A 20,223-nucleotide genomic window follows, 5' to 3' on the forward strand; every position below is an offset into this window, starting at 1 on the left:
GGAAAGAATGTGTTCATCCTACTTTTCCTTTTCAACGCTTTTACGTATAAAAAGTATTGTACGACTTAATCACGGAAAAATCAAACTTTTATCCAGAAAGAAAAGGAAATCCCATCCCCCTGCCGAATAACTATACGTTCACAAAAGGAGTGATAACATTGAATCAAAAACAACTAAGCACTATAAATGAAAAAAGCTGGAATGCAGCTGCTTATGAAGCTTGGACGAATCGCCACGGGGCACCAGCTGATTATGCGAAAAAAATCATGAAAGATCCCACGCGCGAAGTAGCACATTATTTACCTTACATAAAATCCCCAAAAGGAAAATGTATTATTAATTTACTCGGCTCAAAAGGAAATAAAGCTGTCGCACTCGCCCTTTTAGGCTCTGACGTAACAGTTGTTGATATTTCAGCAAGTAATGCAAAATATGCAAATGAACTTGCGGAAGCCGCAGGCGTCTCTATTCATTACATCGTTTCTGATGTACTAGATGTAAATCTCTCCAAATCATTTGATATCGTATTACTGGAACTTGGTGTACTTCATTACTTTCTAGATTTAAAACCACTTTTCACAACAATCTCTCAACTACTAAAGCCCGGTGGAATACTTATCCTTCGCGATTACCATCCAATATACACAAAGCTATTAGGAGTAGACCATCCATCATTTCGAGCAAGTGGAAATTATTTCGATGAAGAATTAATTGAAGATGATGTTGCTTATAGCATCCTTCTTACAGAAGCACAGAAAGAATCGCTACCTAAAACAGCCATCCGTCGCTGGACGTTAGGAGAAATCATTACAACACTCGCGGAAGAACATTTTAAAATTGAAAAACTAGTTGAAGAACACGGACCTCATCAAAGATGGCTCTTCCCTTCTACTGCACCGGAAAGAATCGAAGAACGTATCCCTGGTCTATATACAATAATTGCGACAGCATGCAAAAAAGGATCCCTTCACGGATAGGATCCTTTTTGCATGCTCACGCATATAAGTTGAGGTTGGAGATTACCATAATTCTGTAGAATAGGACACAAGATATTTCAACATTTCGTCTCTGACTTACGTCGTCAAAAAGGGGTATGACCAACATAACGAAGAGTAATGTTTTAGTTGATACTGATAATCGTTATCAACTAATTAGAAGTATACATGATGTCATTTCAAATTTCAATAGCATTTCTAATATTTATTTATGAATTTTATGATATGCAAATGTATACATTTTAAGAACTTTTTCTAATATCAATCTGACTCCTTCCATTATCTGCTATAATTTTCATTGAACAGATTAATAACTTCATAATAATGTTTTTATTAATTTCGTTTTAAATATCTATAAATCATAATAAACAGTTTAAACGAGGGTAGGGGTAACGATGAAATATGTTAGTATTCGAAAAAAACTACTGTTCACACTCTTAAGCATTTCTTCTTTATTTAGCATTGCTCTTATTGTTATTCTTTCATTCGCCATGAATCAAGCAAGTGAAATCGAAACGTTAAAAAATGATGTATCAAAAAGAGCGACGATTTTAAAAGAACGTGGCGATTGGTTCCAAGCACAAGTTGCTGGTTTACAAGAATATTTACTATCACATGATCAAAAAGGATTAGATAAGTTCAACCGAGAAGGGAAAAAATTAGCTGATACTAGAGAGAAAGTAACAAGTGACAAGAAGCTCCCAGAAGGAATGAAAGAAGCTATTTTAATGGGGGGAAAATGGCGTAGCGTCATAGATAATGAGGTACTACCTCTTGCTCGTGAAGGAAAATGGGACGAAGCATCCAAAATTGCTTTAGCACAAACAGATTATGTAAATGATCTTTTAGGTCGTTTTAATAAATATACAAATGAAGAGAATGAGAAACGTGACGCATTAATTGCTGACGTCGAGTCTTCTTCATCACTTATTCAATATATTATTTTCTTCTCACTCATTACATGTACATTAACGTCTATTTTATTAGCATGGTGGTTCTCTGGTAAACTCGTTAAACCAATTCGACAAATTGATGAGAAGTTAAAAGAATTAGCTTCTCAAGATGGAGATTTAACGGCTAGATTACACGTAACAAGTAAAGATGAAATAGGTGACATTGCAAATTCCTTTAATCAAATGCTCACTAACTTACAGCATATAATAAAACAAGTTCAACAAACATCAACAAGTGTAAAAGAAGCTTCCGAAAATGTATTTATCGAAACGACTGCTTCTATGGAAAATACCGCAAGGACCCAAGAAACTATGAATGCTCTTGAACACAATATTCGTTCACAAGTTTCTAGCATTGAAGAAAGTTCAACTGCAATGGATGACATGGCAACAAGTGTTCAGCGTATCGCTGAGTCCGCCTCTTCTGTTACTAGTTTAGCTGTCACAACTTCAGAAAAAGCAGATGATGGGAATAAAGTCATTGAGAAATCTATTACACAAATGCACACAATTAACGAAGCTGTTAACGCTACATCACAAGTAGTTGAGCGACTCATTACACATACAAATCATATCGATACTGCACTTCAATCTATTTCGAATATCGCCGAGCAAACAAATTTACTCGCTTTAAATGCTTCTATTGAAGCAGCTCGTGCTGGTGAACATGGAAAAGGATTCGCTGTTGTTGCTGATGAAGTTCGAAAACTTGCTGAACAATCTCAACTAGCCGCAACTGACATTAACCATTTACTGCATCAAATTCAAGCCGATACTAAAATAGCAAATGACATGATGACACAAGGTCAAGCAGAAGCTTCTGAAGGAATTACTGTTATTCGTACTGCCGGATCTTCATTCTCAGAAATTGTTAACCACATTAACAAAGTCTCTACGCAAATGCAAGAAATGTCTGCAACTGCTGAAGAGATGGCTGCAAGCTCTGAAGAAATGAACGCAGCTTTAAATAATATCGCCTCTATTTCAAATGAAGTTGCTGCAGAAACATTACAAACAGCACATTCAGCTGGTGATCAAGTAAACAAAATGAGTATCGTGGCTAACAAATCATCTGAAATGAAAACAATCGTACAAGAACTTGAAGTTCTCGTCTCTCATTTCAAAACAAACGCTTAAAGTGAACCTTTCGCTTGTAATGACACAAGCCCAAAGGTATAGGAAAGAAAATTTTACAGTCTCTCTTTTTTCAATTTAAAATATCTCTTTCTATCTCTCATTCCGTCTGCTATAATTCCTAAAGGAAATAAGAAAGCTTTATTCCAACTGGAGTAAAGCTTTCTTTCAATTTTTTACATTTATTAATTCTAATACTAAGATTTCACAAAGGAGGCTTTTAATCATATGAATTTTGTAAGTATCAGAAAAAAACTTATGTTCATGATGGGAACGATTTGCGCTTTATTTGGCATCGCCTTAGCTTTTATTTTATTTTTTGCTATTGACCAATCTCGTAAAGCTGAAACATTACAAAAAGAAATTTCTCCACTGGCAACAGAATTGAAAGAGCGTGGAGACGCTTATCAAGTACAGCTATCTGCTTTAAGAGGTTATTTACTACAACATGATCAAGTCGAATTAGACAAGTTTAATGAGATGAGTAAACGTCTTGAGGATTCAAAAGATAAACTTCTTTCTAATCCAAATCTTTCTTCGTCCGTAAAAAGTACAATGGAATTAGGGTCTACTTGGAGAAAGTTCGTTGAAGAAAAAGTATTCACTCTTGCAAAAGAACAAAAATGGGAAGAAGCTTTACAAGTAGCTTCTTCAGAAAACGGAACGGTCTATAAAGTAATTGGTGACTTCACAAATTACAGTAATGAACAAGCTAAATTACGTGAACAATCTATTGAACAAATTGATCAATCTTCACTAGGAATTGAATATGCAGTCTTTCTATCACTTGTTATTTGTATTGTCGTTGCAATTATTCTTGCATGGTGGTTCTCTGGTAAACTGGTGAAACCAATTCAACAAATTGACACGAAACTAAAAGAATTGGCCTCTCAAGAAGGTGACTTAACGGCACGTCTACAAGTAAATAGCAACGATGAAATAGGTGCTATCGCAACATCATTTAATAAAATGTTAGAAAACCTACAACATATCATTAATCGTGTTCAAAAAACATCAGTGGAAGTGCAAACCGCTTCTGAAAATATGCTAGAAAAAACGAATACATCACGTGAGGCGACATTAAGAGTCCAAAGCTCAATGTCCAACTTAAATGCAAGTATTCAATCACAAACTTCTAGTATGGAAGAAAGTTCAACTGCAATGGACGATATGGCAGTAAGTGTTCAGCGTATTGCTGAATCTGCTTCATCTGTAGCGGAACTTGCTGTTGCCACATCTGAACATGCTAGCGATGGAAGTACCGTTATCCAAAAATCTGTTTCACAAATGACAACAATACACGAAGCTGTAAATGCTACGTCAGAAGTGGTTGAACGTCTAATCACTCATACGAAATATATTGATACTGCTGTACAATCTATTTCTAATATTGCTGAGCAAACAAACTTACTTGCTTTAAATGCTTCTATTGAGGCTGCTCGTGCTGGCGAGCAAGGAAAAGGATTTGCTGTCGTAGCTGACGAAGTTCGAAAACTTGCTGAACAATCTAAAACAGCTGCAACAGACATTAATCAATTACTACATCAAATTCAAAATGATACAGAAACTGCTAGCTCTATGATGTCTCAAGGCCGTTCTGAAGCATTTGAAGGTATCAATGTTATTCGTGAAGCTGGTACTTCTTTCACAACAATTGTGGAACAAGTAAATAAAGTATCTACTCAAATGCAAGATATATCAGCAACTGCTGAAGAAATGGCTGCAAGTGCTGAAGAAATGAATGCTTCACTTAATAACATCGCTTCTATCTCTACTGAAGTATCCAGCGAAACTGCCGCAACGGCACAATCTGCTGAACAGAAAGTTATTGTTATGAATGAAATGACAGTAACTGCTAGAAAAATGAAACAAACAGTTGAAGAGTTAGATCAGCTCGTATCTCATTTTAAAACAGAATAGATGTTCAAAAAATATCCCTCTTGCGAAGAGGGATATTTTTTTGAGCTCATTTCCTGCACATTATGCTCATTTCCGTTATAATGAGAATCGATATCATTAAAGTGTAGGAGGGGCTGCTTATGTCACAAGAAGCATTTGAAAATAAATTACTTGCCAATTTAGAAGCTGTTATTGACCCTGAACTAGGTGTTGATATCGTTAATCTTGGATTAGTTTATGATGTTACAGCAGATGAAAATAATAATGCTGTCATTACGATGACTATGACTTCTATCGGTTGTCCAATGGCTGGGCAAATCGTATCAGACGTTAAAAAAGTATTATCAACAAACGTACCTGAAGTTAATGAAATAGAAGTAAATGTCGTTTGGAATCCACCGTGGTCGAAAGAACGTATGTCACGTATGGCGAAAATCGCATTAGGTATTCGCGACTAAATAAAGTGGAAATTTCATCATTTGGGGATAGCGGGATAAAGAAAAGACCTGACTAGGATGTCAGGTCTTTTCTCTTATTATTTTACACCTACTGCATCATAAGCTTTCGTTACAGCTTGTACAGCTTTAGAGTTTTTACCGTATAAATCTTCAGCTGACTGAAGTGCCGCTTGACGCATCATTTTGAAGTCAGAGTTTGCAGTTAAATATTTCGTAAGCGCACGGTAGTAAATTTTTTCTGTCGCTTCACGGCCCACTCCAGTTACTTTCACGCCGTAATGATCTCCGCCTTCAGAAACTAAATAAGCAGCTTTATTATTAATACTACTGTTAATATGAACGCCGCCATTATCAGCTGTTCCAGTATAACGTTTACTATAGTGATCTGGGTAACCTTCACTTGGTTTTAATGGGTTTGGAATAGATGCTGGATCTTTTAGTGAACGAAGCGCATCACCAGGTTTATCAGGTGTATAAATGTCAGCACCTAAATCCCAGCTCTTCTTCTCAACCATAACACCCATAATATCAGATAACGATTCATTTAACGCCCCTGACTCATTTTTGTAAACAAGGTTTGCTGTATGTTCAGTTACAGCATGCGTTAATTCGTGACCGATAACATCAAGTCCAGCAGATAATGGAATGAATGTTTTTCCATCGCCATCACCGTACATCATTTGCACACCATTCCAAGCTGCGTTATTCCAAGCTGTACCTACGTGAACAGTTGAAATAAGCTTCGCACCTTTATCATCGAAAGAGTTACGATTAAATGTCTTTTTGTAGTAATCATATACTTTTCCTGCATTTACATGCGCATCAACTGCAGCTTTATCTTCGAAGAACTTAGATTTACTTTCAACTTCTTCTCCTGTATATCCAAGCCATTGTGAGAATAAATTAAACCAGTTCTCGTCCATATTTTCTGCATCAAATGTATGAACACCTTGTCCTCGTTTACCATCAAACAAGTTGAATTGTCCTGTTTTCGTATCTTGAGCAATTTCAAATGATTGTCTAGCGCCTAATACTCCGTAACCAAATCCAGTAATGTTATCTACAGCGTTATATTTCTCAATAACATTTCCATTCGTTGCATCAACAAAATAATGCCAATACCCTGGAGCTGGTTTTGAAATCGATGCCTTAACTAAGTATGCAAGGTAGTAATTACCGTCCTTTTCATATACAAATAAATCTTTTTTCACACCATCATAACTCTTTACTTTACCAATTTCTTTCTCAATATCTGCCTTTGCAATTGTTTCTGCTTGTTCCGCAGTAATGCTTGCAGCTGCAGGAATATTTTTATCATCTAAATTCGGAATAACTTGTCCGAAGAATGCTTTTACATTATTCTCTTTATCAAGTGTAACAGTTTGGTCAGAAGCGTACACAGGAATGTTATTATGTTTCTCAACTAGCTTCACATGTGTCGTATCAGATTCAGCGTCTTTTTCTTCCCCAACGATATTAAAATGCTTTTCAATATTTCCTGCTAATTTAAACATATCTTTCTTACTCTCTAAGTATTGAAAGACTGTCTCTTTTTTATCTAGTCCTTCCGGTGCTTTCCATTCTTCACCTATGTATGCAGGTGTTTTAAATTCTTGATGATATTGAATTTTTTGTTCTTCCGCTTTCGTTGTCGTTGCCCCAAACGCTCCAAATCCCCCGGCGATAACAGTTAACGCTAATGCTGATGAAATGACTTGCTTTTTCACTATAACATTCCCCATTCCCATAAAGATTTTTGACACTTTTATACAATTCTTATTTTCCCAGCCGATACCTCTACCGAAAATTTGAGAAACATTTTTCAGACAATTCTAATCAAAAAAAGAGGACATCTATTGGATGTCCTCTTTTCCAGTTTGTCATGTAGGGACGATATTACAAGGACAAGCTATAGAAAAAGGGTGTATGCGGTGAAAATCGCTGAGTGAGCAGGGTCTATACATACGCATATCTTATAAGTGATCGCATGGCGAAAACAAGACGCTTATCCATCTATTTTGATCGATTACTTTTTTTGTAGTCTTTCAAAGTAGGGGATAAATCCGCCTTCCAACCATATTCCATAATCGTTCCCTCATGATAAAAACCCTCAAAACCTTCAGTCATGATTAATTTCGAAGAAAAGCAGAAAAATATGGTACAAAATAAGAGGGTGCTTTAGGCGTCTTTTTTATGAAGTAGTTCTACTAACATCAAGCAAATTTAAGCATAAAAATCAAGATATGATAGTGGTTCGAAAAGAAAACCCCTATCATATTTTTGATAGGGGTAACCACACCTTTCGTTCTATATTTTGATTAATATCCTATACGATGATCTGTCCATACATATTTCTTAGGATATATATACGTAGTACTTATATATTTTCCCGCTCTATATAAATCTTGTTTTACTGTATGTTGTGTATATGCTGGTCTTGTTTGTAAATAACCTTGTTTACCAGATGCGATATTACCTGAATAATGTACAGATTTCGTTGTACTTTGTGTAATATCAAAGCCTACAGCACCATTAACAGCGCTTTTACTTGCAGATAATGTACCTGAATAAGAGTTAGATCTTGTTTCAGAAACCGTTTTACCTAAAGAACCTGGTCCCCAGCCAGAAGCAATAGTTTTCCATGATCCATACACTGTGCTTGTTCCACCTGTTTTATATACTTTCCATTGTGAAACACAAGCAACACACCCAGCTTGTTGTTTACCTGATTTGTCATTAACTTGGGGTCTATTATCAGTTATTACAATTGCTCCGTTTTCATCAACAGTATAATTTCCTTTTTGCATTTGATACTCCATATAATCAGCATCATTTAGTTTATTTGCTTCTTCGATAGTTAACTTTGAAAAATCTTTAATTTCCTCAGTATTAAATTTGGTAACAGATAATATTTCTTCTTCAGTTTCTGAAGTATTTGTTATAGTGATAGGTTCCTCAAAATTTTGCACTTCTTTAATTATATCTGCACTTGCAAAAGTAGGTACAAACATTAAATTAAGAGAAAATAAAGCTACAATACTTAACAAAAAAAGGTTTTTATTTTTCAAATGATAGACCCCTCTTGTTTTTAAATGGCATTATTGTATTATATTGGAAATAAAGGTGTGGTTTTTTTGAATAAATCGGTTTTTTTGATATCAATTGGTTTTGTTTTGATTTTTATTATTCAAGTAATGCATTTCCTTTCTAAGCTATCAGGAATTACTTTTATGAAGGAAGGGGAAGTTGTTTCTGGACCAGACATAGGAATTACAATGTATATAATTCCAGCGCTGTTTTTGTTATTTGGATTCTATTTCTTTTTTAAAGAAAGAAAATTCTAAATATTTTTACTTTAATTGGGTTTTTTAACAATTATAAACTTAAATAACTGAAAATGGAATGTTTTTTTAGGATAAGTCGTATATATGAAACTATTAATATATCATATACGCGTGTATGAATTCTGACTTTTTAATCTGAAAAAGAGGACATCTATCGGATGTCCTCTTTTCTATAAACCTTTTATTGTTTTTTCAATTCAATTGCTAAATAGTGTGATTGCTCTTTCGCTTGAATGTGAATATCTTCTTCTACAGATTCTGCCGCATCCCGCATAACAAACGTTTCACCATTGATTACACTGCTTCCTTCAATTTGTACAAGATACAATTGACGGCCTTCTTTCACTGGAAAATGAATTTCTTTTCCAGCCTCTAATGATAAGGAGTATAAATTCGCATCTTGGTGAATTTGAATTGGTGCATTTCCTTCTACTGAAGATACCATATGGAACCATTCATTTTCGCGCTTGCTCCAATCAAATTTAAACTCACCATAGTTTGGTTTATGATCCGCACGGTCTGGTAAAATCCAAATTTGTAATAAACGCAGCGTTTCATCGCCTAAATTATGCTCGCTATGAAATACACCCGTGCCAGCACTCATATATTGAACATGTCCACGCTCAATCGTTCCGCGATTTCCCATGCTGTCTTCATGTGTTAAAGCACCATCTACAACGTAAGAAATAATCTCCATATCACGGTGCGGATGCATATCAAAACCAGTTTGCGCCGCTACTAGATCATCATTAATAACACGTAACGCTCCGAAGTTCATTTTATTTGGATTGTAGTAATTGGCAAAAGAAAAATGAAAATGTGTATTTAACCAACCATGATTTGCTCTGCCCATATTTTTATGATCAACTTTTCTAAACATATCCTTCACCTCATACTATCTCGAATTCGAGATTTATTTTAAAATTTTTTCTTACTGTAACTTTTTTAATAGTGTTAATAACTGCTTTTGTTCCTCTATATTTAAATTATGAAACTTCTCTGCTTGGAACGTTTCTTGAGGTGGGACGATTTCCTCATATAAAGCTCTTCCCTTTTCTGTTAAAGAAATATATTTCGTAGTACCCTCTTGTTCACGCAAAATCCACTCAAGCTGCTCCATTTTATTTAAAAGCTGCGTTACATTTCCTTTCGTAACAAATAGCTTATTTCCAAGTTCTTGCTGCGTTAAACGATTATGTCCTCCAACTTGAGCTAACACATCAAACTGGGCGGCAGATATATTCCATTTTTTCAAATGCTGATTCGTCTCACGAATACTCTTATTATAAAAGCGTGACAAACGAAACCATAATAGTAGCCCTAGTCTATCTTCTGTTTTCATTTCATCACCTCGCTCGTTTCATATCATTAGTTTAGAACTAAACTTTATAAAAGTCAAATACTTATTTTTAATAAGTGAAAAAGCACAGCGCTATTTCTCCACTATGCTTTACTTTAACTTTCTACTCTTATATTCATCCAATTTCCTCTCCGCGAACTTCCTCGCATCTTTTTCAATCCACCGCTCTTCGTACCGTTCACTTCCCACATACAATATATCTCTCTTATGTTGCATCGCATGGCGAAATTCATGCAGTAGCGTTTTGAGAACTTGCTCATACTCTTCCCACATACAAACGAAAATTAATTTCTTTTCTTTATGATAAAAACCACCTACTGGGAATAGGAACTCTTCTTCCTCTTCCCCTAATGATAGAAGTACATCATTTGCATCACACGTATCACAAAAAATAACGGGCGTTTTACATACTTCAATAAGAGAACACAAATCCTCTCTCAGCTTTTTGACATCCCAAGGAAGCTCCGAATCCAACACATACCAATTCTCTACCTGTTGATATACATTTTGAAACTGGAGTTCCATTTCTCTTTATTCCCCTTTCCAAACTCCCTTTTCCTATATGTATGCCACAATATAGTAAATATTAAACGTATTCTTTCATCCTTGAAAAAATGCCAATAAAAAAAGAATCTATGTCGACATAGATTCCTTTTCTGTAATCACTTTTTTTTCATCATTTTTTTTAATACAAAATAACCAATTGCACAAACAATAGCAGCAAGTGCAAAGTATTTCACATATGGCCCCGCAACTTTATTAATACTTTCCCACTCTGTTCCTAATTTAAAACCTAAATATACAAACACAATTGACCACGGAATAACAGCTAATGTAGTTAGCGTAATAAACTTAGCATGTGACATTTTCGCAATACCCGCTGGTATCGAAATAGCATGACGCACAACCGGAATAAAACGTGCGGTAAAGATAACGCCAGTTCCATAACGATTAAACCAATCTTCAGCATAATCAATATGTTTCTTCTGAATTAAAATATATTTTCCATATCGCTCAAGAACAGGTCTTCCTCCATATCGACCAATCCAATAAATGAATAGTTGTGCAATTACACCACCAATTGTACCGAACGCGACAGCGCCCCAAAATGTAATGCTTCCTGTTGATACTAAATAGCCTGCATAAGACAATACGATTTCACTTGGAATAACCTCTAGCATTAATCCAAGCATAATTCCCCAATAACCAAGTCCTTCTAAAAAAACTAAAACCGAATGAATCAACTCTCCTAACATCATTTACCTCTCTTTACTGTTTTCATTACAAAAATAAAAGTACAAGCAGGTAATATATTGTACTTTTATTTTTTTAATTTAGTTAGTCTTCGTATCCCACTTAAAGATTTTATTTAAGAATTTATATACATTCTTCGACTCTTTTGTCAGAAGTGGGCCTAAAATGGATAGTATAAGCACGTATAGTGCTGAAAATGGTTTCAGTACTGACATTAAACCACCGGCGATGCCGATATTAGCCATAATGATGGAGAACTCTCCTCTTGAAACGATTGTTAATCCGATATTTGTTGATGCCTTATGAGATAATCCAGCTTGTCTTCCTGCGATCATTCCTGCTACAAAGTTACCGATTATCGTAAGAAGGACAGCACCTAACGTTAACCATATCGCTCCGCCTAATGAGAACGGATCAATACTTAACCCGAAGCTGAAGAAGAAAATAGCTCCGAAAAAGTCTCTAAATGGAACAACAAGATGTTCAATTCGGTCACTATGCTCTGTCTCAGAGAAAACTAATCCTAGAAGAAGTGCTCCAATTGCTTCTGCAACGTGAATTGTTTCTGAAAAACCAGCAATGAAGAATAACGAAGCAAATACTACAATAATAAAGATTTCATCTGAGCTAATATTGAGCAATTTATTTAATAACGGCGTAGCCTTTCTAGCTACTATAAAGAATAGAAGCATATATCCTAAAGCAATTCCAATTGAAGTAAGGGCACCTAAGAAGGAAGCGTGATCTCCAAGTACTAAACCAGAAACAACTGATAAATATACAGCAAGGAATATATCTTCAAACATAATAATTCCTAAAATTAATTCGGTTTCATTATTACCAGTTCTTCTTAAGTCCACTAACACTTTAGCAACGATAGCGCTAGAAGAAATCGTAATAATACCCGCAATAATTAAGATTTCTAGTAATGGGAATCCCATTATAAATCCGTATAACAAACCAAGTGAAAAGTTAATTAAAATATAAATCGTTCCGCCAATCGCAATAGAGCGTCCAGATTTAATTAGTTTTTTCATTGAAAATTCTAATCCTAGATAGAATAGAAGGAATAGAACCCCAATTCGTCCAAGGAAGGAAATTACACTTGCACTTTCAATAAATTTGAGATCGATAACACCTATTGTCGGTGCATGCGGTCCTACTAACATTCCAAGAACGATTAGAAAAGGAATTACTGAGAATTTAAATTTTCCAGCAATTACTGCTGCAATTGCCACTAAAACTAAAGCTGTACCAACTTCAAAAATTAACGTATCCATCTAATCAGTCCCCCCTATTTGAAAGTAATTCATTAATGATTTTTTTAATTTCTTCTCTCTCACCTGAAACTACAAGCATATCTCCTTCTTCAATCACTGTTTCTGGTCCTGGATTAAATAGCTTCTTCATGTTCTTCTTCATAACCGCGATTATTGTTACGCTATATGTTTTTCTTATTTCAAGATCGCCAATTGTTTTTCCGATTGCTGGAGCTGTATTCTCCACTTTGAACCACTCAATCGCTAAACCTTCAAAAACCATCTCAACATTTTCTAACGCCCTAGGCTTATATACCATTCCACCTAATATTGCAGCGATTTGTCTTGCCTCTGAGTCACGTAGTGAAATACTTGAGATGCTTTCTTCATGGTCTGAATCAAAATGATACATTTCTCTACGACCATCATCATGAATGACAATTACCATCTTTTCATTACCTTTCGTAACGATTTGAAACTTATAACCAATACCCGGAAGTTCACTTTCTCTAATATTCATTTTTAGCTCCTCCATAACTTGTTTATTTTAATTTTCTGTTTTTCTGTCTTTTATTCATCCAATCAACTTTAGAAATTCTAACCACTCAGGATATTTGTGATTTGGAAATCTTTTATTGTAATAATAAGTGGACCCTAAAAAGATACTTAAAGATGTAATGATAAAAAATATATTACTTCTCATTTTCAAACTCTCAAGGCTTACTTTCCATAAAGAATCTTCTTTCAAATTATCCCCACCTTCTCGCTTTAAATTTAGTTTTTTAAAATGTAAATAATTCTAAAAATATTACGATGTAACATAATCATAACACAAAAATGTTTTAAGTAACATAATTTTTTAGAAAAATTGATTCTCGTATATTTTTTGCATATAATTTTCTTATTACGAAAAAAAGGAAGTGTATTATATGGTTGATATCTTTAGCAGATTCCTTGAGGTAACGAATAATATTTTATGGTCATATATTCTTATTGCAATGCTAATCGGCTTCGGTCTTTACTTCTCTTTTAAATTAAAATTTGTCCAAATTACTCATTTCAGTGAGATGGTCAGCTTAATTAGTAAAGGGTTTAATCGAAAAGAAAAAAAGAAAGATAGCATCTCACCATTCCAAGCATTTTGCTTAAGTGCAGCAGCACGTATCGGTATCGGAAACTTAGCTGGTGTAGCATTAGCAATTTCAATGGGTGGACCTGGCGCAATATTTTGGATGTGGTTTATCGCAATTATCGGAGCAGCTACTAGTTTTGTAGAATGTACACTTGCGCAAATTTATAAAGTAAAAGATGGAAGTAGGTTCCGTGGTGGACCAGCATATTACATGGAAAAAGGGTTAAACAAACGCTGGATGGGCGTCTGGTTTTCACTTCTTATTACAGTTGCGTACGGATTAATTTTCAATTCAGTGCAAGCAAATACAGTAACAATAGCGTTTGAAAATGCTTTTGGACTAGAGCGAACAATCGTAGGAGCTCTATTAGCCTTATTAGTTGCAGTTATTATTTTTGGTGGCATTAAGAGCATTTCACGTATTACAGAAATGATTGTTCCGCCAATGGCAATCGTTTATATCGGCGTGGCTATTTTTGTCGTTATTAACAACTTCAGTATGTTACCAAGCATTTTCATGGAAATCTTTAACGGTGCATTCGGTTTAGACCAAGCCATCGCTGGTGGTATTGGAGCAGCAATCAAGTTCGGAATTCAGCGCGGTTTATTCGCTACAGAAGCGGGAATGGGTAGTTCTCCTAATGCAGCCGCAACATCTGATGTATCTCACCCTGTAAAACAAGGGCTTGTTCAAGCGTTAGGCGTTTTCGTAGATACATTCTTAGTATGTACATCAACAGCATTTATCGTATTATGTTCTGGACTTTACAAAGGATCAAATTTAGAAGGTATCGAATTAACACAAAACGCATTAAGTTCACAAATTGGACCGTGGGCAAGCACTTTCTTAGCGATTATTATTTTCCTATTCGCTTTCAGTTCACTTCTAGGAAACTACTATTATGGTGAAACAAATATCGCATTCATTAAAGAAAGTAAAACATGGTTAATGATTTATCGTGTTGCAGTTGTCGGAATGGTATTCTTCGGATCAATCGCTGCTCTTAAAACAGTTTGGAGTTTAGCTGATTTATTCATGGGACTAATGGTATTCACAAACTTAATTGCCATCTCATTCCTTAGCAAATTTGCTTACGCTGCATTAGTAGACTATTTGAAGCAAAAGAAACAAGGAAAAGATCCTGTCTTCGTTGCAAACTCTATCCCTGGCTTAAAGAATACAGAGTGCTGGGATGGGCAAGATGTAGAAGAAAAACAAAAGGCTGTTTAACAAATAAAAGCGGAAGCGGCTCGTTCAGAATCGCAGGACACTTCAAGCTCTCGACCTTGAAGAGCTTTTTGCTTCGAGCGAGAGAGCGAAATGACCGGAGATTCTAGCCGCTGGAGCTGGATATCAATTAAAAGCGGAGGTGACTTGCTCAGAACAGGAGGGCATTGGAGCTCCTGACGAAGAGGCGTTCTTTGCCTCACAGGAAGGCGCGAAATGACCGACTGGTCTAGTCACCGGAGCTGGATATCATTAAAAGCACAAGCGGCTCGTTTAGAACAAGAGCCATACCTCAAACAAAGGCCCTATTACTTCACCGTAATAGGGCCTTTTATTTACAACAGTTCATAATTTGTTCAAATTAATTCCAGCAAAAGGGTTGATTTATAGAGATTACTAGATTATAATTATTATAAATTAGTAATTGATATCACATAACAACTCAAAAGGAGATTGATCATAATGAACAAACAAGTAATCGAAGTATTAAACAAACAAGTAGCAGACTGGAGCGTTTTATTCACAAAACTTCACAACTTCCATTGGTACGTAAAAGGACCTCAATTCTTCACATTACACGAGAAATTCGAAGAACTTTACACAGAATCAGCTACTCACATCGATGAAATTGCAGAACGTATTTTAGCAATTGGCGGCAAACCAGTAGCAACAATGAAAGAATACTTAGAACTATCTTCTATTCAAGAAGCAGCATACGGAGAAACTGCAGAAGGGATGGTCGAAGCAATCATGAAAGACTACGAAATGATGCTAGTCGAACTGAAAAAAGGCATGGAAATCGCTCAAGACTCTGACGATGAAATGACATCTGACCTACTACTAGGCATCTACACAGAACTAGAAAAACACGCTTGGATGCTACGTGCGTTCTTGAATCAATAATAATTAAAAGCGGAAGCGGCTTGCTCAGAATCGCAGGGCATTGGAGCTCTCGACCTTGAAGCGCTTTTTGCTTCGAGCGAGAGAGCGAAATGACCGGAGATTCTAGCCGCTGGAGCTGGATATCACCTAAAAGCGGAGGTAGCTTGCTCAGAATGTGAGGGGGATGGAGCTTTTGACGTAGAGGCGCTCTTTGCCTCGCAGGAAAAAGCGAAGCCACCGAACATTCTAGCTACCGGAGCTGGATATCATTAAAAGCGGAAGCGGCTCGTTCAGAACAGGAGGGTGTTGGAACTCCTGATTACGAGGCGCTTTTTGCCTCGAATGAAGGAGTGAAACAACCGACTGTTCTAGCCGCTGGAGCTGGATATCACTTAAAAGCGGAAGCGGCTTGCTCAGAATCGCAGGGCACTTCAAGCTCTCGACCTTGAAGCGCTTTTTGCTTCGAGCGAGAGAGCGAAATGACCGGAGATTCTAGCCGCTAGAGCTGGATATTACTTTAAAGCGGAAGCGGCTCGTTCAGAGTCGCTTTTTTCTATAGATTGATCGCGCATGCTGATACATGAAATTTATATCAGCGATTTTTCCAATATATCGGCGATTCCCCCCAACATATCAGCGATTTTCCAATTATATCGGCGATTCCATCCAATATATCAGCGATTTTTCAATTATATCGACTTATCGACAAATCACGACAATATTAACACACCCCTCTCCCCTACTTTTATCAATATATTACAATCTCATCTATGTTAAAATATAGGAAACACCCTTTAGTATCATAGACCCAAAAAGCTTTTCCAAATTCATCATTTACTACTTAAATGACGGGAGTGGTTCAGTTGAAAGACTACTTAATTAGAGCATTTTTTGCGTTAATAACAGTTGGGATTCTCTTACTTATAGCTAATATTTTCAATATACGTGTCGAGGTTAAGGACTATGCTTTCCTCGTTGTCGTAGCAATTGGTGGCGGCTGGGGTGGCTGGTACCTGTATAAAAAACAAAGCAATCAAAATAATAAAGGCATTCCAAAGTAATACGGAATGCCTCTTTTTATTGCCTTCTGTAATAAATAATGAAATTCAGACCACTAATACAACCAATCGCAATAAACATACAAAACGATTGTGGATCTCCACCTAGATTATACTCATCAACGATAAATCCAGACATAAACAACGTTATCGCGGAAACACCGATACATAATACCGAAATAAACCAAAGCGAAAATTCATTAATCAACTCTTTCTTCTGTCTCAAAACAATTAGCATAACAAGAATAGACGCTGCTAAAATACTTTTAAAAACCGGACGTAAATATACGAACTCCTCCATCTATTTCTCCTTTCCCAAAAACATTACATCTAAACATTAACATATTTAACCAAATTAAAAACACATGCCATCTTAAATTAAAACGACATGTGTTTCCGTATTTGCTATGATAGTTGCTTCCACTTCGTTCCCAAAACAGGACGCTCATAATTTTGGATTGCATGAATCAGTTTATCTGCTGTCTCTGCTGAAACAATCAATTCTTTATTTGATGGATTCATAAATCCTTCTTCTGCTGCACGTTCAACCATTTGCAAAATTGGTCCGTAAAAACCTTTTATGTTTAATAAACCAACCGGCTTATTATGTATACCAATTTGTGACCAACATACAACTTCAAATAGTTCTTCAAACGTTCCGTATCCACCTGGAAGCGCAATAAAAGCATCTGCAAGCTCTGCCATTTTAGCTTTACGTTCGTGCATCGTCTCTACTTCAATTAATTCTGTTAATCCTGTATGCACAATTTCTCCTCGGAATAGACCGCGCGGCATAACACCTGTTACACGTCCACCTAAACGAAGAACTTCGTTTGCTACTTCTCCCATTAATCCGACACATGAACCACCGTATACGAGCTCATAGTCGTTCTCAACAAACATTTTACCTAACTGAATTGCCTGCTCTTTAAATTCTGGTCTCTCCCCTAAATTAGAACCTGCAAACACACAAATCTTTCTCATCCCTACACCCCGAAACTATATATTGTTATGATACAATGAACATTGTACAACATATTGAGGAGATGAGGAAGAAATGGATATCGTTGCATTTCAAAGATGGGTTGAGGAATTTTACGAAAAACGAAGCTGGTCACAGTATAATGCCTTTATTCGCTTAAATTTCTTAACCGAGGAAGTTGGGGAAGTTTCACGAGTCGTTCGTGCTATTGAAATTGGCCGCGATCGCCCTGATGAAGATGCGAAAACAGAAGAAGAGCTAAAACAAGAACTAAAAGAAGAACTTGGCGATGTACTATCTAACCTTATTATTCTTTCGCAAAAATATGATTTAGACTTACAAGACATTATGGATGCACACGTCACAAAGCTTTCGAAAAGGTTCGAAGTATCTAAATGAGAATATTATCAATTATGGTATAATATTATTGTCACAATACTAAGGGGGATTTTATGTTATCAAAAAAATTGCACGAAGCATTAAATGAACAAATGAACTTTGAATTTTACTCTGCCCATGCTTATATGGCAATGGCTGCTTACTGTACAGCTGAGAGCTATGATGGATTCGCTAACTTTTTCCTTGTACAAGCTGAAGAAGAACGTTTCCACGCAATGAAGCTTTACAACTATATTAATGACCGCGGAGAACGCGCTATTATTACTGGATTTGATAATCCAAATAACGAATACGAATCTGTATTAAACGCTTTTGAAGTCGCACTTGAGCACGAGCGTGAAGTAACGAAACGTATTTACAACTTATCTGATATCGCTTGGGACGAGCGTGAACATGCAACAATTACATTCTTAAAATGGTTCGTTGACGAACAAGTTGAAGAAGAAGCTTCATTCGATAGCATCATTCAAAAATTAAAACGTATTACAAGCGATTCAAACGCACTGTTTATGCTAGATGCTGAATTAGAGAAACGTACATTTACGCCTCCAGCTGAATAATATTTCAATCACCTTAATACATGAATTAAGGTGATTTTTTTGTTTGCTCTCTATCTTAAAATCACCTTAAATTTCCTCATATTTGACATAGTGCCAGCTATAAAATGGTATTATTTTCAATATAAAAACGAATATACGAGGAGAGGAAAAATGAATCAACGTGTAGAAGCTGTTGATGCAATTCGTGGTTTCGCTTTGTTTGGCATTTTACTAGTCAATATGACATTAATTCAATTCGGTTTCTTCACCAGTGAAAAACCAACTTATCTATTCGGCGATCTTGATAAAGGCGCTAATTGGTTTATTCAATTCTTCGGCACACATAACTTTATATCCCTATTTTCTTTTCTATTTGGACTTAGCATTATTTTGTTACAAAAAAGTATTATCGCAAAAGGAAAAAAATTCTTCCCCACATACATAAGACGTATTATCATTCTTTTACTACTCGGCTACATTCACGGCACTTTTGTTTGGGAGGGAGATATTTTATTTGCATACGGAATAATTGGGATTTTCTTAATGATGTTCATCAATCGAAAACCGAAAACTTTGCTCATTTGGGCGATTATTCTACTCGCACTTATTACACTTATGTCTTATCAAACTGATCCATCTACAAATATAAATGATTTTGCACCTTATACTGAAAAAGAACATAAAGTCCATCAAACTGGAAGCTATATGGATCACGTCAACTTTAGATTGACTGAAAATCCTTTTGATTACATGGGAATTGACGGTGCATTCGGATTATTTTTCATATCAGTTTTCGCAATAATTTTTATGTCTCCACTGTTTCTACTCGGAATGTATGTAGGGAAAAAAGGCTGGCTATTTGAGGTCAATAAACATATACCTGCTGTCAAAAAAATATGGTTTGCCACCGGTCTCTTTTCTTTTACAATTAAAATCTTAGCTATGTTCGTAAAGCACCCGCTTTTAATTATGTTACAAGATGGCCTTACACCAGTAACTATGACCTTCTTTTACGGAAGCACAATCATTTTATTATTCCATTACAAAAAAGCAACCCGTCTACTAACATACATGGCGAACATGGGGAAAATGTCCGTTAGTAATTACTTAGCGCAATCTATTATCGCAACAACTATTTTTTACGCATATGGATTTGGCTTATACGGGAAAATCGGCTATTTCTTCGGTATTCTTTTAACCATCGGAATTTATACGATTCAATTATTCGTTAGCACCTATTGGCTCCAGAAATACCGAATGGGGCCAGTGGAATATGTGTGGAGACTGGGAACTTATTTAGAGAAACCACGTTTTAAAAGAGACTTGGATAAAGCAAGTTAAACAAAA

General features: G+C 35.9%; 20 protein-coding genes and 1 other annotated feature (1 of these 21 running past the window's edge). Of the genes, 10 read left to right on the top strand and 10 right to left on the bottom strand.

Annotation, left to right across the window (positions count from 1 at the left end; all coding sequences use genetic code 11):
• Positions 1-44, bottom strand: a binding site (T-box leader); it reaches 227 nt to the left of the window's first position.
• Positions 45-158: 114 nt separating this feature from the next.
• The 4 genes from AB6801_RS12820 to AB6801_RS12835 all read left to right on the top strand — a co-directional run bounded on the left by AB6801_RS12820 (position 159) and on the right by AB6801_RS12835 (position 5,439).
• Positions 159-977 carry a class I SAM-dependent methyltransferase gene (locus AB6801_RS12820; RefSeq protein WP_061654804.1) on the top strand — a complete coding sequence of 273 codons (819 nt, stop codon included), beginning with the start codon at positions 159-161 and terminating at the stop codon, positions 975-977.
• Between the two features lie 413 nt (positions 978-1,390).
• On the top strand, positions 1,391-3,085 hold the full coding sequence (locus tag AB6801_RS12825) for a methyl-accepting chemotaxis protein (RefSeq protein ID WP_000878440.1): 1,695 nt from the start codon (positions 1,391-1,393) through the stop codon (positions 3,083-3,085).
• A 225-nt stretch (positions 3,086-3,310) separates the two neighbouring features.
• The gene (locus tag AB6801_RS12830) at positions 3,311-5,002 is read left to right on the top strand and encodes a methyl-accepting chemotaxis protein (RefSeq protein ID WP_016110910.1); all 1,692 of its coding nucleotides are present in this window, start codon (positions 3,311-3,313) and stop codon (positions 5,000-5,002) included.
• 119 nt (positions 5,003-5,121) lie between these two features.
• Positions 5,122-5,439, top strand: coding sequence for a metal-sulfur cluster assembly factor (locus AB6801_RS12835; protein ID WP_000076422.1), 318 nt, complete (start codon positions 5,122-5,124; stop codon positions 5,437-5,439).
• 77 nt (positions 5,440-5,516) lie between these two features.
• Here AB6801_RS12835 and AB6801_RS12840 read toward each other — a convergent pair whose 3' ends face one another.
• The 8 genes from AB6801_RS12840 to AB6801_RS12875 all read right to left on the bottom strand — a co-directional run bounded on the left by AB6801_RS12840 (position 5,517) and on the right by AB6801_RS12875 (position 13,176).
• Positions 5,517-7,166 carry a M4 family metallopeptidase gene (locus AB6801_RS12840; RefSeq protein WP_370941085.1) on the bottom strand — a complete coding sequence of 550 codons (1,650 nt, stop codon included), beginning with the start codon at positions 7,164-7,166 and terminating at the stop codon, positions 5,517-5,519.
• A gap of 591 nt (positions 7,167-7,757) precedes the next feature.
• A complete protein-coding gene (locus AB6801_RS12845; RefSeq protein ID WP_370941086.1) occupies positions 7,758-8,507 on the bottom strand; it encodes a hypothetical protein in 750 nt (249 codons plus the stop codon).
• 457 nt (positions 8,508-8,964) lie between these two features.
• Positions 8,965-9,663 (bottom strand): pirin family protein, encoded by a 699-nt coding sequence (locus tag AB6801_RS12850; RefSeq protein ID WP_061654802.1) that lies wholly within the window; start codon positions 9,661-9,663, stop codon positions 8,965-8,967.
• A 51-nt stretch (positions 9,664-9,714) separates the two neighbouring features.
• On the bottom strand, positions 9,715-10,125 hold the full coding sequence (locus AB6801_RS12855) for a MarR family winged helix-turn-helix transcriptional regulator (RefSeq protein ID WP_000845467.1): 411 nt from the start codon (positions 10,123-10,125) through the stop codon (positions 9,715-9,717).
• Between the two features lie 108 nt (positions 10,126-10,233).
• Positions 10,234-10,668: a DUF3920 family protein gene (locus AB6801_RS12860; RefSeq protein ID WP_000422794.1), complete on the bottom strand. Its 435-nt coding sequence runs from the start codon at positions 10,666-10,668 to the stop codon at positions 10,234-10,236.
• Between the two features lie 137 nt (positions 10,669-10,805).
• The gene (gene uptA, locus AB6801_RS12865) at positions 10,806-11,399 is read right to left on the bottom strand and encodes an undecaprenyl phosphate transporter UptA (RefSeq protein WP_000900214.1); all 594 of its coding nucleotides are present in this window, start codon (positions 11,397-11,399) and stop codon (positions 10,806-10,808) included.
• A 78-nt stretch (positions 11,400-11,477) separates the two neighbouring features.
• Positions 11,478-12,677 carry a cation:proton antiporter gene (locus tag AB6801_RS12870; RefSeq protein ID WP_000380223.1) on the bottom strand — a complete coding sequence of 400 codons (1,200 nt, stop codon included), beginning with the start codon at positions 12,675-12,677 and terminating at the stop codon, positions 11,478-11,480.
• A gap of 4 nt (positions 12,678-12,681) precedes the next feature.
• On the bottom strand, positions 12,682-13,176 hold the full coding sequence (locus AB6801_RS12875; protein WP_001026075.1) for a cation:proton antiporter regulatory subunit: 495 nt from the start codon (positions 13,174-13,176) through the stop codon (positions 12,682-12,684).
• A gap of 409 nt (positions 13,177-13,585) precedes the next feature.
• Here AB6801_RS12875 and AB6801_RS12880 point away from each other — a divergent pair, with 409 nt between their 5' ends.
• The 3 genes from AB6801_RS12880 (at position 13,586) to AB6801_RS12890 (ending at position 16,959) form a co-directional block, all read left to right on the top strand.
• Entirely contained in the window at positions 13,586-15,019 is a 1,434-nt protein-coding gene (locus tag AB6801_RS12880; RefSeq protein ID WP_000227591.1) for an alanine/glycine:cation symporter family protein, read from the top strand.
• 459 nt (positions 15,020-15,478) lie between these two features.
• Positions 15,479-15,919 (top strand): Dps family protein, encoded by a 441-nt coding sequence (locus AB6801_RS12885; RefSeq protein ID WP_001041895.1) that lies wholly within the window; start codon positions 15,479-15,481, stop codon positions 15,917-15,919.
• 842 nt (positions 15,920-16,761) lie between these two features.
• Positions 16,762-16,959 carry a hypothetical protein gene (locus AB6801_RS12890; RefSeq protein WP_000656313.1) on the top strand — a complete coding sequence of 66 codons (198 nt, stop codon included), beginning with the start codon at positions 16,762-16,764 and terminating at the stop codon, positions 16,957-16,959.
• A gap of 16 nt (positions 16,960-16,975) precedes the next feature.
• Here the strand turns inward: AB6801_RS12890 and AB6801_RS12895 are convergent, their stop codons facing one another.
• A complete protein-coding gene (locus AB6801_RS12895) occupies positions 16,976-17,257 on the bottom strand; it encodes a hypothetical protein (RefSeq protein ID WP_000390910.1) in 282 nt (93 codons plus the stop codon).
• A 104-nt stretch (positions 17,258-17,361) separates the two neighbouring features.
• Positions 17,362-17,940: an LOG family protein gene (locus tag AB6801_RS12900; RefSeq protein WP_001225751.1), complete on the bottom strand. Its 579-nt coding sequence runs from the start codon at positions 17,938-17,940 to the stop codon at positions 17,362-17,364.
• A 73-nt stretch (positions 17,941-18,013) separates the two neighbouring features.
• Between AB6801_RS12900 and AB6801_RS12905 the strand changes: the two genes are divergently transcribed.
• The 3 genes from AB6801_RS12905 to AB6801_RS12915 all read left to right on the top strand — a co-directional run bounded on the left by AB6801_RS12905 (position 18,014) and on the right by AB6801_RS12915 (position 20,217).
• Complete coding sequence (locus tag AB6801_RS12905) at positions 18,014-18,337, top strand: MazG nucleotide pyrophosphohydrolase domain-containing protein (protein WP_000355749.1); 324 nt, start codon at positions 18,014-18,016, stop codon at positions 18,335-18,337.
• A 53-nt stretch (positions 18,338-18,390) separates the two neighbouring features.
• Positions 18,391-18,897, top strand: coding sequence for a ferritin (locus AB6801_RS12910; protein ID WP_097998971.1), 507 nt, complete (start codon positions 18,391-18,393; stop codon positions 18,895-18,897).
• Between the two features lie 150 nt (positions 18,898-19,047).
• Positions 19,048-20,217: a DUF418 domain-containing protein gene (locus AB6801_RS12915; protein ID WP_016110912.1), complete on the top strand. Its 1,170-nt coding sequence runs from the start codon at positions 19,048-19,050 to the stop codon at positions 20,215-20,217.
• Positions 20,218-20,223 lie beyond the last annotated feature (6 nt).

Source organism: Bacillus sp. RCC_6_1 (assembly GCF_041360755.1).
GTDB classification, from domain to species: domain Bacteria; phylum Bacillota; class Bacilli; order Bacillales; family Bacillaceae_G; genus Bacillus_A; species Bacillus_A cereus.

What these genes read in the sequence shown, in the direction of transcription:
- AB6801_RS12910 (WP_097998971.1), top strand. Translation starts at nt 18,391, where the DNA reads ATGTTATCAAAAAAATTGCACGAAGCATTAAATGAACAAATGAACTTT.
- uptA (WP_000900214.1), bottom strand. Translation starts at nt 11,399, where the DNA reads ATGTTAGGAGAGTTGATTCATTCGGTTTTAGTTTTTTTAGAAGGACTT.
- AB6801_RS12905 (WP_000355749.1), top strand. Translation starts at nt 18,014, where the DNA reads ATGGATATCGTTGCATTTCAAAGATGGGTTGAGGAATTTTACGAAAAA.
- AB6801_RS12835 (WP_000076422.1), top strand. Translation starts at nt 5,122, where the DNA reads ATGTCACAAGAAGCATTTGAAAATAAATTACTTGCCAATTTAGAAGCT.
- AB6801_RS12885 (WP_001041895.1), top strand. Translation starts at nt 15,479, where the DNA reads ATGAACAAACAAGTAATCGAAGTATTAAACAAACAAGTAGCAGACTGG.
- AB6801_RS12895 (WP_000390910.1), bottom strand. Translation starts at nt 17,257, where the DNA reads ATGGAGGAGTTCGTATATTTACGTCCGGTTTTTAAAAGTATTTTAGCA.
- AB6801_RS12830 (WP_016110910.1), top strand. Translation starts at nt 3,311, where the DNA reads ATGAATTTTGTAAGTATCAGAAAAAAACTTATGTTCATGATGGGAACG.
- AB6801_RS12850 (WP_061654802.1), bottom strand. Translation starts at nt 9,663, where the DNA reads ATGTTTAGAAAAGTTGATCATAAAAATATGGGCAGAGCAAATCATGGT.
- AB6801_RS12915 (WP_016110912.1), top strand. Translation starts at nt 19,048, where the DNA reads ATGAATCAACGTGTAGAAGCTGTTGATGCAATTCGTGGTTTCGCTTTG.
- AB6801_RS12880 (WP_000227591.1), top strand. Translation starts at nt 13,586, where the DNA reads ATGGTTGATATCTTTAGCAGATTCCTTGAGGTAACGAATAATATTTTA.
- AB6801_RS12825 (WP_000878440.1), top strand. Translation starts at nt 1,391, where the DNA reads ATGAAATATGTTAGTATTCGAAAAAAACTACTGTTCACACTCTTAAGC.
- AB6801_RS12900 (WP_001225751.1), bottom strand. Translation starts at nt 17,940, where the DNA reads ATGAGAAAGATTTGTGTGTTTGCAGGTTCTAATTTAGGGGAGAGACCA.
- AB6801_RS12875 (WP_001026075.1), bottom strand. Translation starts at nt 13,176, where the DNA reads ATGAATATTAGAGAAAGTGAACTTCCGGGTATTGGTTATAAGTTTCAA.
- AB6801_RS12855 (WP_000845467.1), bottom strand. Translation starts at nt 10,125, where the DNA reads ATGAAAACAGAAGATAGACTAGGGCTACTATTATGGTTTCGTTTGTCA.
- AB6801_RS12860 (WP_000422794.1), bottom strand. Translation starts at nt 10,668, where the DNA reads ATGGAACTCCAGTTTCAAAATGTATATCAACAGGTAGAGAATTGGTAT.
- AB6801_RS12870 (WP_000380223.1), bottom strand. Translation starts at nt 12,677, where the DNA reads ATGGATACGTTAATTTTTGAAGTTGGTACAGCTTTAGTTTTAGTGGCA.